The following is a 15,483-nucleotide window of genomic DNA, read 5'->3' on the forward strand; positions in this document are numbered from 1 at the left end:
AGGAGCACCACCATGAGCACCACCGATCACACCACCACCCGGCCCGGCGGCTCACGCCGCCTGGTCCTGGGCGGGGCCGTGTCCGTCGCCGTCATCTCTACGGTGTCCGCCTACCTCGCGATGGTCGGGTTCGGCCGTGACGTCCTGGGCATGGACGCCGCCACCGCCTACACCACCGCCGGAGTCTTCGAGCTGTCGCTTGTCACGGTCGCTCTGCTGGCTCGTGAGGCCGCGCGGGACAACCGCCCCGGCGGCACGCTGCTCACGCTCACGTGGGCGCTCTCGTCCGCCTCAGGCGTGTTCGCGGCGATCCATGAGGTCTACATGGGCCACCCGGCCGGCGCGGTCGCGTTCCGGTTCATCGTGCCCCTGCTCGCCGCCCTCATGTGGCACCTCGCCCTCATCGGGGACCGCCACCTCGCGACCGGCGCGTCCTGGTCCAGCATGCGGCAGACCGCCCGGATGCACGGCCTGTTCCTGACCGTCGAAGACGCCGCCCGCGCCCACGAGACCGGTAAGGGCATCGCCCGCGCCGAGGCCAAGCGTCGCAAGGCCCGTGCCGTGGCTCTGCGGACCGTGCCGCCCGCCGAGATGCTGGCTCAGACCACGGCATGGTTGGAGTCGCTGTCCGCCGTCGCGGACGCCACCACCGACGTGGCCCGCCTGCACGTCGAGACCAACAACCGCGTCGCCGGTCTCGGCATCGCTGCCCCGGTCATGTCCGAGCCGGACTACGAGGTCCGCGCCGCCGAGTCCGTCCGGGCAGAGCTGGCGGACATGACCGCCCCGGACAGCGCGGACAGTGACCGGCTGTCCGCCGTGTCCGCCGCCGGACACGACCGCCCCCGTGTCCGGGCCGCTGTCCGCCCGGCACCGCGCCGGACGGCACGCCCGGCGCGCACGTCCGACGCCGACCGCGCCGCCCGCCTGGGCGTCGTGTCCGACCTGCTGACCACCAACCCCGACGCCACCACCCGCCACGCCCTGGCCGCACTGGCCGACGCCGGCCACCACGTGACCGACCGGACCGCCCGCCGCCTGCTGTCCGACGCCCGCCCCGCCACGGACAGCACTCCGGACCACGCCCCAGCCACCGCCGCGATGCTCGCCACGGTCGAGGCCTGACATGTCCGCCATCTTCGAGCGCGCCGCCCGACAGTGGGCCGCGATGCGGTCCGAGTACGGCGACTACCTCGAAGCCCACATCGCCGCCGCCTACAACGCCACCAACGGTGCCCTGCTCAACGCACGCGGCCGCGCCGCAGGAGTCAGTGAGGAGCGTCTGTTCCTCGCCGGAGGATCGTTCGTCGCCGCGTACGCCTCGGAAGAGCTGCGCGACTTCTGGGCCACCACACCCCGCATGACCGTCCGCGACTTCGAACGCGCCTGGGCCGAACGGCTCACCGCCCACGACGAGGGGGAGGACCTGCCGGAGCACTGGCACACCGCCGCCTGACCCCGCACCACTCGTCCACTCGCAGGAGGAACCGTGAACCGCAACGACAACCTCAGCCCGACCGAGTACGCCGAACTCGTGCGCGACGCTCGCCAACTCGTGACCGCCGTCGAGCGCGCTATCCGCCGCACGGGCGCCGTGTTCGCCGTGACGATGGGCCTCACCGTCGCCGGTTCGGCCCTCGGGCTGGACCTGATCGCCTCGCTCGCCGCCGTGGTCGCCGTGACCGCGTTCACCGCCGCGCTGGTCACGATCATGTGCCGGCTCACCCTCGGACCGATGCCCGACGAGGTAGCCACCACCACCCCCGCCGAGGCATCGCCGGGCCTGGCGAACGGTAGCGCGAGGCCCGCTACCGGTAGCGGCCCCGCTACCGCCGAAAACGGCGTGATTCCAACGAAGTAGCGGGGTAGCGGCCACCGCGCCGCACCCCCGAAACCCCCACCTCACGCACTGCTGAGGGCACGGCGGGCCGCTACCGCTACCCGCCGTGCCCCTACCCCCGCCATGCCAAAAACAGGCCGCACCCGACCGACCACCGCGAAGGAGCACCCGTCATGAGCACACTCACCCGCTGGACCAGCACGCACGCGGGCAGCACCCCGACCGAGCTCCACCACGGCGCACTGCTGGCCACCGCGCTGGAGTACGCCAACCGGGGATGGCACGTCTTCCCCCTCACCCCGGGCAGCAAGCGGCCGGCGACCCCGCGCCACGCCGCCGCCGACTGCGACCACCGCGACCCGTGGTGCCGCACCGGGCACACCGGCTGGGAACAGCGCGCCACCACCAACCCCGACCGGATCACTCGAGCGTGGACCGCCGCCCCGTACGGCGTCGGGATCGCGTGCGGACCCTCGGGACTGCTGGTGATCGACACCGACACCCCCAAGCCCGGTGCCGCCCTCCCGCCGGTCGAGGCCCGGGGCGAGGCCACCTCGGGTGAGGGAGTACTCATCGCACTTGCCGAGGACTGCGGCGAGCCGGACGGCCTGCCGGAGACCTGGACCGTGGACACCCCGTCCGGGGGTGTCCACCGGTACTACACCACCGGGCACCTCACGGAGTCGCTGGGCAACAGCGCTGGACGCCTCGGGCCGTGGATCGACACCCGAGGCAACGGCGGGTACGTCGTGGCCCCGCCCACGGTGACCGACGCCGGTCGCTACCTGGTCGGCCTGGACGCCGAGCCCGAGCCGCTGCCCGCCTGGCTGGTCCGGCGCCTGACCACGCGCCCGGCCGCACCGGCCACCCCGCGCGAGCTGCGCCCCGTGACGCACCGCTCCGCGTACCTGCGCGCGGTGCTGACCAAGGAAGCACAGCACGTCCGCGAGGCGACCGAGGGCAGCCGGAACCACGGCCTGTTCGCCGCCGCGTGCTGCCTCGGAGAACTGATCGCGGGCGGCTCCCTGACCGAGCCCGACGCCTCCGGAGTGCTGCTGGACGCGTGCGCCGGCCACATCGCCAACGGGGCGTTCACCGAGGCCGAGGCCTGGCAGACGATCCGTTCCGGCTTCCGTCGCGGAGCCGCCAAGCCCCGCACCGCCGCATGACCACCACCGACCACGCCCGACCGGAGAGAGGACTCCTGATGAGCACCCTGACCCTGCCCCGTAGGCCGCGTGTGCTGGACCTGTTCTGCTGCCAGGGCGGCGCCGGTACCGGCTACCACCGCGCCGGATACGACGTCTACGGCATCGACCTGGTGGCCCAGCCGCGCTACCCGTTCCCGTTCCTCCGCATGGACGCCCTGAGCGCGCTCCGGCTGCTGCTGGCCGGGCACCGGCTGCCGTTCACCCGCCCTGACGGCACCGTCGAACTGCTGGGCCTGGCCGACTTCGACGCGATCCACGCATCCCCGCCGTGCCAGGGGTACACGCGCGGCAACGCCGGGCGGGTCACCGCATGGCCCAAGCTCATCCCCGACGTCCGTGCCCTGGTGATCCTCACGGGGCTGCCGTACGTGATCGAGAACGTCAAGGACGCCGGACCCGAGATGGTCGACCCCGTCGCGCTGTGCGGCTGCATGTTCAGCCTCTCGACCGTGGACACCGACGGGATCACCGTTCATCTCCAGCGGCTGCGGCTGTTCGAGTCCAACGCCCCGCTGACCGCGCCGCGCCCGTGCGACCACTCCGCTCACCAGTGGGTCGCCGGTGCCTACGGCGGCGCGCGCCGGGACAAGTACGAAGCGAAGTACGTCCGCAAGGGCGGATACGTGCCCCGCAGCAAGGACGTCGTCAAGGCCCTGCTCGGGATCGAGCACGACATGACGTGGAACGGGCTGTTCGAGTCGGTCCCGCCCGCCTACACCGAGCACATCGGCGCGCAGCTGCTCACCCGCGCCGGGCTCGCTGCCGTCGCATGACCTCGCCGACCCGACCACGACCGCGCACGCCGCAGAGGGAGACCGTCATGACCACGAACACTGCCGCCCCCGCGCTACTCACCCCGCAGGAGGTGGCCGACCTGCTCCGCATCCCGGTCCGCAGCCTGTACGTGCAGCGCTCCGCCGGTCGCCCGACGCCGCCCGGAGTGAAGATCGGCCGTCACCTGCGCTACCGGCTCGCTGACGTCGAGGCCTGGGTCGAGGACCAGTTCACGCGGAGCGCAGCATGAGCGCCCCGACGCCGGGCGAGACCGCCCCCGACACCCCCGTGACTGACCCGGCCGTGCCCGCCGTGGCACCCGACGGCGCTCCGGAGAAGAAGACCGCCGCATCGGTCCTGGTGGACCTCGCGTTGGAGCGGTACGACCTCGGATGCACGCCCGACGGCGACGCCTACGCGGTCCCGCGCACGGGCGGGAACGTGGTGCGGATGCTGCGCGGTGGCCGGTCCTCGCTGCGCGGCGAGCTGGCCAAGGCCTACCGGTCGCGCACCGGAGCCATCGCGGGACAGCAAGCCCTCGCGGACGCGCTGCTCGTGCTGCAAGGCACCGCGAGCGAGGCCGAGCCGGAAGCGGTCCACGTGCGCGTTGCCGAGCACGACGGCGCGACGTGGATCGACCTTGGCGACGCTGCCGAACACGTCGTGCGCGTCGGTGGCGACGGGTGGTCCGTCGTGACCGAGGCCCCGGTCCTGTTCCGCCGGTCGGCCCTGACAGGCGCGCTGCCGATGCCCGAGCCGGGCGGGAGCCTGGACGACCTGTGGGCGCTGCTGAACGTCACCGAGGCGGACCGGCCGCTCGTGCTGGGCTGGCTCGTCGCGGCCCTGGGCTGGGAGCGCATCCCGCACCCGATGCTGGCGCTGTTGGGTGAGCAGGGCACCGGGAAGTCGTCCGCGACGAAGAACCTGGTGCAGCTCGTGGACCCGTCCCCGGTGCCGCTGCGCAAGCCGCCCCGCGACGCGGACGGGTGGGTGACCGCCGCTCAAGGTTCGTGGGTGGTCGGGCTGGACAACCTTTCCACGATCCCGCCGTGGCTGTCGGACTCCCTGTGCCGCGCGGTGACCGGTGACGGCGACGTGCGCCGCGAGCTGTACTCCGATGACGGGCTGTCCGTGTTCGCGTTCCGTCGCGTGATCCTCATGAACGGGATCGACGTCGGAGCCATGGCCCCCGACCTCGCAGACCGGTCCATCGTCGTCAACCTGGACCGGATCACCGAGGACCGCCGCCGCCCGGAATCGCAGCTCGCGACCGCGTGGGAGTCGGCGCACCCTCGCGTGTTCGGTGCGCTGCTGGAACAGGTGCGGGTGTGCAAGACGCGGATGCCGTCCGTGCGACTGGAGACCATGCCGCGCATGGCTGACTTCGCCATGGTGCTCGGAGCGCTGGACCAGGTGCACGGCACCGACTCCCTGACCGCGTACAGCGATCAGGCCAACAGTCTCGCGGTGGACGCGGTGACGTCGGACCCGTTCCTCGCCGCCCTGATGGAGACGATCACGGAGCCGTGGCAGGGCACGGCAGCCGACCTCCACTCCCTGGTCCAGCCCGACGGCGTACCCCCGCGCACGTGGCCCCGGAGCGTGCGGGCCGTGGCTGGTGTGCTCAAGCGGAACGCGCCCGCGCTGCGGTCGGCTGGGTGGACCGTGGACGACCTTGGAGCGCGCAACCGGCAGAAGGTCACCGTCTGGGCGATCACTCCACCTGAGATTGCCCGTATCCAACCCCCGCAACACCCGCAACCCCCGTCCTTGCAGGTCACAGCGATTTCCGATGCGGGGGTAGGCGGGGGTACGCGGGGGTTGCGCGGGGGTTCAACACCCGCACACACCCGCCAACCCCCGCGTACCCCCGCACGTCCCGACGCTCTGACCAGCACAAACGGGGGTGCGGGTGTTGCGGGTCGGGAATACGGGCAATCTCAGGTCGCCGCCTGCGACGACTGCGGAGAACCCCTCACCGGCCCCGGCTACACCACCCGCTGCCGCCCCAACCACGAAGCCACCGCCACCCTGGAGGTCACCAACCATGTCGCGTAAGCCAATGCCCGTGGGATCGCACGGGCAGATCAACCGCGTCCCGTACTACAACGGCGTGAAACTCATCGGGGAAGGCAAGACCTGGACCACGCCGGACGGCAAGACCGTGCCCATGAAGAAGATCCGTTGGGCCGCGCAGTGCCGGTTTCGCGACCACGACGGCCGCACCCGAAAGGTTGAGGCGTGGGGCAGCTCGGGCGCTGAGGCCGAGCGTCGGCTGAGGGATGACCTGACGATCCGCAAGCGCACGTCGTCGGACACCATCACGGGAGATACACGGCTGGAAGTCCTCGCGGACTACTGGCTGCGGACGAAGATCGACCCGAGCGGCCTCGCCGTGAACACACGGCAGCGGTACCGGTACACCACGGAGCAGTATGTCGTCCCCGGCCTGGGCGGGCTGCTGCTGCGGGAGTGCACGGTGTCACGCCTGGAAGCCTGGGTGGCCGGCGAGGTGGAAAAGCACGCGGCCAACGCGCGCATCTCGCTGACGTGTCTCAAGGGCATGCTCGACGTCGCGGTGCGCGAGGATGCGCTGACGGCGAACCCTGCGCGTTCCGTAACGCCTGTGCCTGCAACAACGAGTGAAGAGGTGCGCGCGCTCGCCGTGCCCGACGTCATCGCGCTCCGAACTGCGCTTGCCACCGACGAGAAGGCCACCGCGATTGACCTTCACGACCTGGTGGACGTCATGCTCGCCACTGGTTGTCGTCCCGGCGAGGCCCTCGCACTCCGATGGGACGAGGTCGACCTCACCAGGCACGTCGTCTACCTCACCGGGACCGTGGTCCGTGAGAAGGGCGTGGGCTTGTTCCGGCAGGACACGACCAAGGGGAAGAAGCCGCGCGGGCACCTTGTCCCGGAATTCGCGGTGCGGATGCTCGAAAGGCGAGCCGCCGAGGCGTCCCCCGGGGCACTCAACCTTGTGTTTCCCTCGGAGCGTGACGGGCTGCGCGAGGTGACGACCGTTGACCGGCAGTGGCGCACGTTCCGCGAGCGGCACCCGGAGTGGACATGGATCACTCCGAAGACGTTCCGCAAGAGCGTCGGCACGGCCGTCGAGCGCGGCGCCGATATCGAGGCGGCGGCAGCGCAACTCGGGCACTCGCACTCGGCCGTGACGGCAAAGCATTACGTCGCGCGTCCTGCCGTTGGCCCCGATCACAGGACCATCCTGGAGCGGTTCGGCGGGTGATCCCAGCCCGCGCATGCTGGGCCGAATAGGGAAGTTCAGTCGCTCGGAGTCGCATGGTCCCGAGCGACTGAACTGCCTTTACTCATCATCGCGGCTGGTCAGTGACCGCGAGGCCTGCTAGATCGCGAGGGAAGGAAGGTCCCCAGCCGGGGCCGCCTCAACCTCGCCCAAGCCAATCCGCAACGACTCCCGTTCGAGGGTTTTCCAGGCGTCCACGCCCGCGCCGACAGCCTCAATTTCCTCGGTCGTGAGGATACGGGGACCCTCGGAGTTGCACTCAGCGATCTGAACCGGGAGCCCGACCCCTCCGGGGGAAACCTCTACAGTTGTTGCGATAGTCCTGTACGCAAGCATGCGGCCCAACTCAAGAGGTATCTCTCTATCGAGATAGTGCTTCATGAGCGCGCGGGCCACCGAGGCGAAATGTCCCCCGCTACCCACCGCGTAGAAGCCTCTCTCGCTATGAGAGTTGACCTGTCCGTCTTGAGCGAATTCCAAGAACCACGGGGTCCCGTTGGCGTAGCCCAGCAGGAGAAAGTCCGAGGCGAACGGGAGCATCGTCATCCCACCAGGGCTGGCGGGGGCGACGTGCAGGGCGGACGCGTATGCGCCGCCCATCGTCTTGTTCAGCACGGGCCTGAGCCGACCTCGGATCGCTGACTCATTGGGATCGAAGAAGATCTGTGGCGGCGTCCCGCCGGACGCAGTGCCGAGGCTGCTGGCCAACGCAGCCTCAACCTCCTCGATCACGTAGACGGAGCCAGCAGCGGTCCAGACCACTGGTGCGGGGTTTGATGCACGAACCTTCACGCTGTGGTCCGCCACGGTGTTATTGCTGCCCATACTGTCGGACGCGACCAACACCCCATCGGAGCAGACCAACCCGAGCGCAACGGTCATCGCTCAGCCCGTGAAACGCGACTTGGTGGCAAACTCCGGATACTCCGCGTAGACCTCTTTCAGAAGGTTCGCGAAAGACTTCGAGGTGACGTAGTCGCGGACCGACTTGATGAATGCGAGCTCTTCTGGCGTGCACTCGGCACGCGCCGTGCGGGTTCGACCCGCAGCAAGCCCTGTCGCCTGGTACGAGCCGTATCGGTTCTGCGGGACATCTCTCACGGCGAGCAGGTCATCTTGCACAAGCCGGTTCAAGTCCGAGGCGAGTGCACCTGAGTACGGGCCCCAGTTATAAGGCTCATACTGGTAGAGCGTCTTCCACGCTCTTGGCCCACGCTGCGTCAGGAGGAATATCGCCTTCTGCATGCGCACGCGGTCAAGCGGGAACGGTCCCTTGCCAGTGCCCAGCTCGTCGGACGCGACGAGGAGTGCGAGGTCGCTGGGATGCATGCGGCGATTCTCCGTCCAAGACAGGGGTGCGGATGAGTTACCGACACTAGTGAGACTACTGCACTGGTGATCGCCGGCGCGGCAGTTCGCCGGGTGATAGCGCCGGGTTTCCGTTCGGTCGGGACCGTGTAACGGAAGCACGCAGGCCCGGGATCGTTGAGATCCCGGGCCTCTGGAGCCGCCTGTCGGGTTCGAACCGACGACCTTCCGCTTACAAGGCGGGAGCTCTACCAGCTGAGCTAAGGCGGCGGGCGGGGAACAGCCTAACGGTTCTCCCCCTCAGAATCCGAGTCGAGAGCCACGATGCTGCCAGAGATGCTGCCAGAACGGAGCAGCGGGGCCCCGGGCCGCAGCCCGGGACCCCGCCATCCACAACCTGTGGACTACTCGGACGGCTCCGTGGAAGGCTCCGCGGACGGCTCCTCAGACGCGGGCGCCTCGCCCGTGATCGCCTGGGTCAGCGCACCAGGGGCCTGCCAGCCCTCGAAGCGCTCGCCCTCGACGAGCACGGTCGGTGTCCCGAAGCCGCCCTCGGCGTTGAGCACCGACTCATCGTTCTGCGCTTCCTCCGTGGCGGCCCTGACCCACTCCTCGTAGGTATCGTTCGCGTCGCCGTCGGCGATCCCGGCTGCCACGTCGGCCGGCACACCGGCCTGCTCGGCGACCTGCGCGATCTGCTCGTCCGACAGGCCGGCGGTGCCCTCCTCCGGCTGGCTCGCGAACATCGCCTCGTGGAACGCCGTGAACTGCTCGGGCGCCCGGTCGGCGACCCACGCGGCGGCTGCCGCCGCGCGCGTCGAGTACTCGGTGCCCTGGGACGCGCGGTCCAGGATCGTGACCGGGTGCACCACGAGCGTCACGTCCCCGGCCTCGCGCATCTCGGTGATGCTCGCGCCGTTCAGCGACTCGAACTGACCGCAGATGGGGCACATGTAGTCCACGTAGACGTCGAGGGTCTTCGCGCCCTCGTTCGTGGTCCCCGCCGCACCGGTGGAACCGACGGGGATGCCGGTGTTCTCGACCACGCCGGCCGGGATGTTGTCGACCTTCTCCATGGGCGTCTTCTGGCCCTCGGCGAAGATCATCACGACAGCCACGACCAGGACCACGAGTCCGAGCCCGAGCGCGCTCAGCACGATCGCGCGGCTACGCTTCTCGCGCGACTGCTGCTTCTTCTGGAGTGCAAGGGCCTCGGCACGGGCGGCGTCTCGACGCTGCGCCTTGGTCATGTTCGTCGACATCGGGGTCCTTCGAGATGCGGGCCAATGGGGCGAGGCGCTGTGCGCCTGAGGTAAAGCCTACCCGCGCTCGCTGGGAGACTGCTGGACGTTTCGGTACGATCTCGACACCAAACCTGGGTGTCACCATGTGACGTCGGGCCGGCCCTCCAGAGGCCACCACAGCACGTCCACCGAGCCGTCGAGCAGCGGCCAGGCCGCCAGGGCCGCAAGCGCCAGCACGACCGCCGCAAGGACGATCTTGCGCGTCCTGGTGGGGGCGATCCGGCGCAGCAGCGGACCGGCCCCGACCCGCGTCGCGTACGACGCCGGACCGAACCACGACACGACCACCGTCACCAGCATCGCGACGCCGAGGACGAGGCTGTCGACGACCGGCTCGTTCATGCCGCCCACCGAACGCGCCTCGACGGTCATGATCGGGGCGATGATCACGTTGCCGGGCGCGAACAGCATCAGACCCAGCAGCACGGCGATCACTCCGGAGCAGATGCCGACGGCCGCGGCCGGGAGCACCCCGAACACCGCGCGCACGAGGTGCCAGGGGGAGAGCAACGTCGCCACGAGCGCGTCGACCCGACGTGGCCCATGCCGCGCGCGCCGGTTGCGGAACTCGTCGACGGCGATCCCCGCCAGGCGTGCCGCGATCAGCAGCCCTACGAGCACGGCGGTCGCCACCCCTGGCTGGACGGCGGCGAGCGCCACGAGCGCGAGGGTGAAGGCGACGAACATCCCCCGGTAGCCGGTGACGTGCGCCGGGTTGGCCGTCTGCAGCCCGAAGGTCTGGTCGCCCGACGTCGCGCCCGGGGTCTGCGCGCCGAGAGCACGTCCGGTGACCGACCGGCCCCGTGCCGCGACGGGTGCCGCGGCCAGGTCGGTCACGCCGCCCACGCCGGGACGCGCGGCGTCGGCGACCGCAGCGGCTCCTGCTGCCGCGCCCACGCCCGCGCCACCGGCCGCAGCGGACACCGGCTGGGACAGGAGGCCCTGCGGCATGACGCGCGTCGAGCCGAGGTCGGCCGGCATCGCGGCGGTCGGTGCGTCGGCCGAGGTGCCGGAGGGGCCGAGCACCGTCGTCGGGGAGCCGTCCGGGGCCGCTGTCGCGGCGACGAACGCCTCCGACTCGCTCTTGAGCGCCCGCGCGACCTCGGTGGGTCCCCAGCGCTCGGCGGGCACCGCCCGCAGCGCCGCACCGAGGGCGCGTGCCGCGCGCGGCGGCAACCCCTCGAGGTCGGCCTGGCCCTGCCGTGAGCGGCGTAGCACCAGCTCCGTCGGCCGGACACCGAACGGTGCCCGACCCGTACCGGCGAACCCGAGCACGGCGGCCCAGGACCACCAGTCGGTGTCCGGGCCCGGCTCCGCGCCGTCGAGCAGCTCCGGGGCGAGGTAGCCGGGGGTGCCCATGACGAACCCGGTGCGGGTGGACCGGACGTCGCCGGGGCCCTGGGCGAGCCCGAAGTCGATCAGGACCGGCCCGGTCCGCGCGATGAGCACGTTCGACGGAGTGAGGTCGCGATGCACCACGCCGCTGCCGTGCACGGCCTCGAGGGCGTCGGCGAGCTGGTCGGCGAGCTCGAAGAGGTCCCGGGCGTCGAGCGGGCCGCGCTCGTCGATCTCCTCCTCGAGGGTGGGGCCCTCGACGAGCTCGGTGACGATGAACGCGTCGGGCCCCTCGAGCTCGGCGTCCAGCACCCGAGCCACCGCGGGGTGCCGCAGGCCCTGCAGCGCCGCGGCCTCGCGGCGCAGCCGCTCGCGGGCGGCGGGGTCGTCGAGGTGGCGGTGCAGCATCTTGAGGGCGACGGCGTGCCCGCCGTCGTCCTGCGCGCGGTAGACGGCGCCCATGGCTCCGGCGCCGATCTCGCGCACGACCGTGTACCCGCCGAGCTTCGAGCCGGCAGCGGGGCCGGCACCGTCCGAGGGCGCCGTCGAAGCCTCCAGCTCCTCCATGGGGCACACCGTAGCCGTCGCCGACCGGCGACGCCCGCCAAGTCTCGGCGCTGTGACCAGCGCTGGCGCGTGAGCAACACCACGTAACGGACGACCTCGTTACCCTGAACAGGCAGGGAACCTCGGTACTCTTGACACTGCGCAGCGAGACTTCTACACATCTAAGGAGAAGTACATTGCCAGGTAAAGAAGGATACGATCTGGTCGTCGTCGCGAACCGGCTGCCGGTCGATTTCTCGGTCGGCCCGGACGGCGATCTCACCTGGCAGAGGTCACCCGGCGGCCTCGTCACAGCGCTGGAGCCCGTGATGCAGGGTGCCGACGGTGCCTGGGTGGGCTGGTCCGGCGCCCCTGACCTCGCGCACGAGCCGTTCGAGGCCGACGGCATGCTGCTGGTACCGGTCACGCTCAACGCCGTCGAGATCGAGCGCTACTACGAGGGCTTCTCCAACGCCACGCTCTGGCCGCTCTACCACGACGTCATCGCCCCGCCCGACTACCACCGTCAGTGGTGGGACGCGTACCGGCGGGTCAACCAGCGCTTCGCCGACGCCGCGGCGGAAGAGGCGGCGGAGGGCGCCGTCGTCTGGGTGCACGACTACCAGCTCCAGCTCGTCCCCCGCATGCTCCGTGACCTGCGGCCGGACCTGCGCATCGGGTTCTTCGACCACATCCCGTTCCCGCCCGTCGAGCTGTTCGCGCAGCTCCCGTGGCGCCGCCAGATCATCGACGGCCTGCTCGGCGCCGACCTCGTCGGCTTCCAGCGCAACGGCGACGCGGCGAACTTCGTGCGGTCGGCACGTCGCCTCACCGGCTACACCACCCGCGGCCCCGTCATCACCATCCCGGACGCCGACGGGCGCCCGGGCCGGCACGTCCGCGCGTCGTCGTTCCCCATCTCGATCGACTCCCACCGCTTCGACACGCTCGCCCGCACCCCCGAGGTGCAGGCGCGTGCCAAGGAGATCAAGGCCGACCTCGGCAACCCCGCCACCCTGATGCTGGGGGTCGACCGGCTCGACTACACCAAGGGCATCCGGCACCGCATCAAGGCGTACGGCGAGCTGCTCGACGACGGCCGCCTCGACGTCGAGAGCGCGACGCTCGTGCAGGTCGCGAGCCCGAGCCGCGAGAACGTCGGCGCCTACCAGGAGCTCCGCGAGCACGTCGAGGGCCTGGTCGGCCGGATCAACGGCGAGTACGGCGAGCTGGGCCACTCCGCCATCCACTACCTGCACCACTCCTACCCGCCGGAGGAGATGGCGGCGCTCTACCTTGCGGCCGACGTGCTGCTGGTGACGTCGCTGCGCGACGGCATGAACCTGGTCGCCAAGGAGTACATCGCCGCCCGCTCCGACGAGCGCGGCGCGCTGGTGCTCAGCGAGTTCACCGGCGCCGCCGACGAGCTCTCGCCGGGTCCCCTGCTGGTCAACCCGCACGACATCGACGGTATGAAGGACATCATCGTGGCGGCCGCGACCATGGACCCGCGGGAGCAGCGCCGCCGCATGCGGCGCCTGCGCCGCAAGGTCCTGGCCGACGACGTCGCCAAGTGGTCGGAGACCTTCCTCGGCGTGCTCACCGCGGTGCCGGCCAGGCCGCTCACCGTGGACCCGCGCTCGGCGGAGCCCCGCCACCACAACCTCCGCGACGCGCTGACGGCGTTCACCACGGTGCCGGAGGGCGTGCCCGCCCGGGGCCGGCTCGCCCGCATGGGCAACGGGAACGGGCGGCGCAAGAAGCCGACCACCGGCTGGCTGCTCGCGTGCGACTTCGACGGGACCCTCGCGCCGCTCGTGGACGACCCCAAGTCGTCCACGATGACGCGGGCCGCGCGCACCGCCATCGAGCAGCTGCACGGGCTCGGCCAGGAGGCGCCCGTGCGCCTCGCGTTCATCTCGGGACGGGACCTGTCCGACCTCGCCGAGCGCACGGTCGCCCCCGACGGCACGTTCCTCGTCGGCAGCCACGGCGCGGAGGCGGGGCGAGCCACCACCACCGGCGTCGAGCAGGTGCCGTTCCATCTCACGACCACGCAGTCCGGCGAGCTCGACGCGCTCGTCGCCGGGTTCGAGTCTGCGGTGTCGGGCCGCGAGGGCGCCTGGGTCCAGGTCAAGCCGGCTGCCGCCGTCGTGCACACGCGCCTGGCGAGCGTGGACGACGCCGCCGCGATCACCGTCGCCGCCGACGAGGTGGCCGCCAACCTGGGGCTGCCCGCCATGCACGGCAAGGACGTGGTCGAGGTGTCGGTGGTACCGACGAGCAAGGGCGAGGCGCTGCGCCGGTTGCGCGGCACCGTGGCGGCCGAGCTGGGCGTCGAGAAGGTGCGCGTCCTGTACGCGGGCGACGACACCACCGACGAGCACGCCTTCGGTGCGCTGGAGTCCGGCGACCTGTCGATCAAGGTGGGCACCGGCGACACCCTCGCCTCGCACCGCGTGCCCGACCCCGACGCGCTGGCCGCCGTCCTCGCCGGCCTCGCACGGACCCTGCGGAGCAACGACTGAACCGCAGGCTCAGGCGTCAGGCAGGCGAAGGCTGACCCGATCGTGACCCCGTCGATACCGCGGCCTTGGCCAACCGGGGTACGATCACGCTGCAACAGTGTCACCGCCGACACGTGAGTGGAAGCAACGGCACCCGACCACAACGGATCGTCCGGCACGTACCTGCCGGTGGAAGGATGTACTAGTCATGGCTACGGTCACTTTCGATCACGCGACGCGCGTCTACCCGGGCACTGAGCGCCCGGCCGTCGACCAGCTGAACCTGGAGATCGAGGACGGCGAGTTCCTCGTCCTCGTCGGCCCGTCCGGCTGCGGTAAGTCCACGTCCCTGCGCATGCTCGCGGGCCTCGAGGACGTCAACGGTGGGCACATCTTCATCGGCGACCGCGACGTCACCGACGTGCAGCCCAAGGACCGCGACATCGCAATGGTCTTCCAGAACTACGCTCTGTACCCCCACATGTCGGTGGCGGACAACATGGGCTTCGCCCTGAAGATCGCGGGCACGCCCAAGGCGGAGATCCGCCAGCGCGTCGAGGAAGCAGCGAAGATCCTCGACCTCGTGGAGTACCTCGACCGCAAGCCGAAGGCCCTCTCGGGTGGTCAGCGTCAGCGTGTCGCCATGGGCCGCGCCATCGTGCGTCAGCCCCAGGTGTTCCTCATGGACGAGCCGCTGTCGAACCTCGACGCCAAGCTCCGTGTCCAGACCCGTACCCAGATCGCGTCGCTCCAGCGCCGCCTGGGTGTCACCACCGTCTACGTCACCCACGACCAGACCGAGGCGCTCACCATGGGTGACCGCATCGCCGTCCTGAACCACGGTGTGCTCCAGCAGGTCGGCACGCCGCGCGAGATGTACGACCGCCCGAACAACGTGTTCGTCGCCGGCTTCATCGGCTCGCCCGCGATGAACATCGGCACGTTCGACGTCAAGGACGGCAAGGTCCAGGTCGGTTCGGCCGAGGTGCCGCTCGAGCGTTCCATCGCGAGCGAGATGACCGACGCCGACGGCGGCAAGGTGACGCTGGGCTTCCGCCCCGAGGCGCTCGACCCGGTCGCGGTGGGCACGGCGGGCTCGTTCGACGTCGAGGTCAACCTCGTCGAGGAGCTGGGCTCGGACGCGTTCGTCTACGGCACGCTCAAGGGCGACACCGACCTCAACCTGACCGCCGGTGAGACCAACCAGCTCATCGTGCGCATCGACCCGCGCAACGTGCCCGACAAGGGCGACGTCATCGCCGTGGCCATCCAGGCCGGTCACTCGCACGTGTTCTCCGCGACCACGGGTGAGCGCCTCGGCTGATCGCAGCCCCTCGCCGAGGTAGAACTGTGGCGAGGTAGGGCGGCCTCTGAGGGCCGCCCTACC

At 70.8% G+C, this 15,483-nt stretch carries 14 protein-coding genes and 1 tRNA gene; 10 read left to right on the forward strand and 5 right to left on the reverse strand.

The features are described from left to right. The first annotated feature begins 12 nt into the window (after positions 1-12). The 8 genes from AB0F40_RS20845 to AB0F40_RS20880 all read left to right on the forward strand — a co-directional run bounded on the left by AB0F40_RS20845 (position 13) and on the right by AB0F40_RS20880 (position 7,078). Positions 13-1,125: a hypothetical protein gene (locus AB0F40_RS20845; protein ID WP_357471944.1), complete on the forward strand. Its 1,113-nt coding sequence runs from the start codon at positions 13-15 to the stop codon at positions 1,123-1,125. A 1-nt stretch (position 1,126) separates the two neighbouring features. Continuing rightward, the gene (locus tag AB0F40_RS20850; RefSeq protein WP_357471947.1) at positions 1,127-1,456 is read left to right on the forward strand and encodes a hypothetical protein; all 330 of its coding nucleotides are present in this window, start codon (positions 1,127-1,129) and stop codon (positions 1,454-1,456) included. A 33-nt stretch (positions 1,457-1,489) separates the two neighbouring features. Next, positions 1,490-1,861: a hypothetical protein gene (locus AB0F40_RS20855; RefSeq protein ID WP_357471949.1), complete on the forward strand. Its 372-nt coding sequence runs from the start codon at positions 1,490-1,492 to the stop codon at positions 1,859-1,861. A 152-nt stretch (positions 1,862-2,013) separates the two neighbouring features. Beyond that, entirely contained in the window at positions 2,014-3,009 is a 996-nt protein-coding gene (locus tag AB0F40_RS20860; protein ID WP_357471952.1) for a bifunctional DNA primase/polymerase, read from the forward strand. Positions 3,010-3,047: 38 nt separating this feature from the next. After that, entirely contained in the window at positions 3,048-3,824 is a 777-nt protein-coding gene (locus tag AB0F40_RS20865; protein WP_357471955.1) for a hypothetical protein, read from the forward strand. Between the two features lie 47 nt (positions 3,825-3,871). Then, on the forward strand, positions 3,872-4,075 hold the full coding sequence (locus tag AB0F40_RS20870; protein WP_357471958.1) for a helix-turn-helix domain-containing protein: 204 nt from the start codon (positions 3,872-3,874) through the stop codon (positions 4,073-4,075). Then, positions 4,072-5,883, forward strand: a complete 1,812-nt coding sequence (locus tag AB0F40_RS20875) for a hypothetical protein (RefSeq protein ID WP_357471961.1) — start codon at positions 4,072-4,074, stop codon at positions 5,881-5,883. The genes AB0F40_RS20870 and AB0F40_RS20875 overlap by 4 nt, the downstream gene beginning before the upstream one ends. Positions 5,884-5,893: 10 nt before the next feature. After that, positions 5,894-7,078: a tyrosine-type recombinase/integrase gene (locus AB0F40_RS20880; protein WP_357471964.1), complete on the forward strand. Its 1,185-nt coding sequence runs from the start codon at positions 5,894-5,896 to the stop codon at positions 7,076-7,078. A gap of 117 nt (positions 7,079-7,195) precedes the next feature. On the opposite strand, the gene AB0F40_RS20885 is transcribed toward AB0F40_RS20880, so the two are convergent. The 5 genes from AB0F40_RS20885 to AB0F40_RS20905 all read right to left on the reverse strand — a co-directional run bounded on the left by AB0F40_RS20885 (position 7,196) and on the right by AB0F40_RS20905 (position 11,610). Beyond that, the gene (locus AB0F40_RS20885) at positions 7,196-7,978 is read right to left on the reverse strand and encodes a hypothetical protein (RefSeq protein ID WP_357471967.1); all 783 of its coding nucleotides are present in this window, start codon (positions 7,976-7,978) and stop codon (positions 7,196-7,198) included. 3 nt (positions 7,979-7,981) lie between these two features. Next, complete coding sequence (locus AB0F40_RS20890; protein ID WP_357471970.1) at positions 7,982-8,425, reverse strand: hypothetical protein; 444 nt, start codon at positions 8,423-8,425, stop codon at positions 7,982-7,984. Between the two features lie 173 nt (positions 8,426-8,598). Continuing rightward, positions 8,599-8,674 (reverse strand) — tRNA-Thr (locus tag AB0F40_RS20895). A gap of 134 nt (positions 8,675-8,808) precedes the next feature. Further along, positions 8,809-9,666, reverse strand: coding sequence for a thioredoxin domain-containing protein (locus AB0F40_RS20900; RefSeq protein ID WP_357471973.1), 858 nt, complete (start codon positions 9,664-9,666; stop codon positions 8,809-8,811). 120 nt (positions 9,667-9,786) lie between these two features. Beyond that, complete coding sequence (locus AB0F40_RS20905; RefSeq protein WP_357471976.1) at positions 9,787-11,610, reverse strand: serine/threonine-protein kinase; 1,824 nt, start codon at positions 11,608-11,610, stop codon at positions 9,787-9,789. Positions 11,611-11,786: 176 nt separating this feature from the next. Between AB0F40_RS20905 and otsB the strand changes: the two genes are divergently transcribed. Together otsB and ugpC are read left to right on the forward strand one after the other, a co-directional pair. Beyond that, positions 11,787-14,117, forward strand: coding sequence for a trehalose-phosphatase (otsB, locus tag AB0F40_RS20910; RefSeq protein WP_357471979.1), 2,331 nt, complete (start codon positions 11,787-11,789; stop codon positions 14,115-14,117). A gap of 187 nt (positions 14,118-14,304) precedes the next feature. Beyond that, complete coding sequence (ugpC, locus tag AB0F40_RS20915; protein WP_357471982.1) at positions 14,305-15,420, forward strand: sn-glycerol-3-phosphate ABC transporter ATP-binding protein UgpC; 1,116 nt, start codon at positions 14,305-14,307, stop codon at positions 15,418-15,420. Positions 15,421-15,483 lie beyond the last annotated feature (63 nt).

The organism is Promicromonospora sp. NPDC023987, assembly GCF_040639055.1.
In the GTDB taxonomy this organism is placed as follows: Bacteria; Actinomycetota; Actinomycetes; order Actinomycetales; family Cellulomonadaceae; genus Promicromonospora.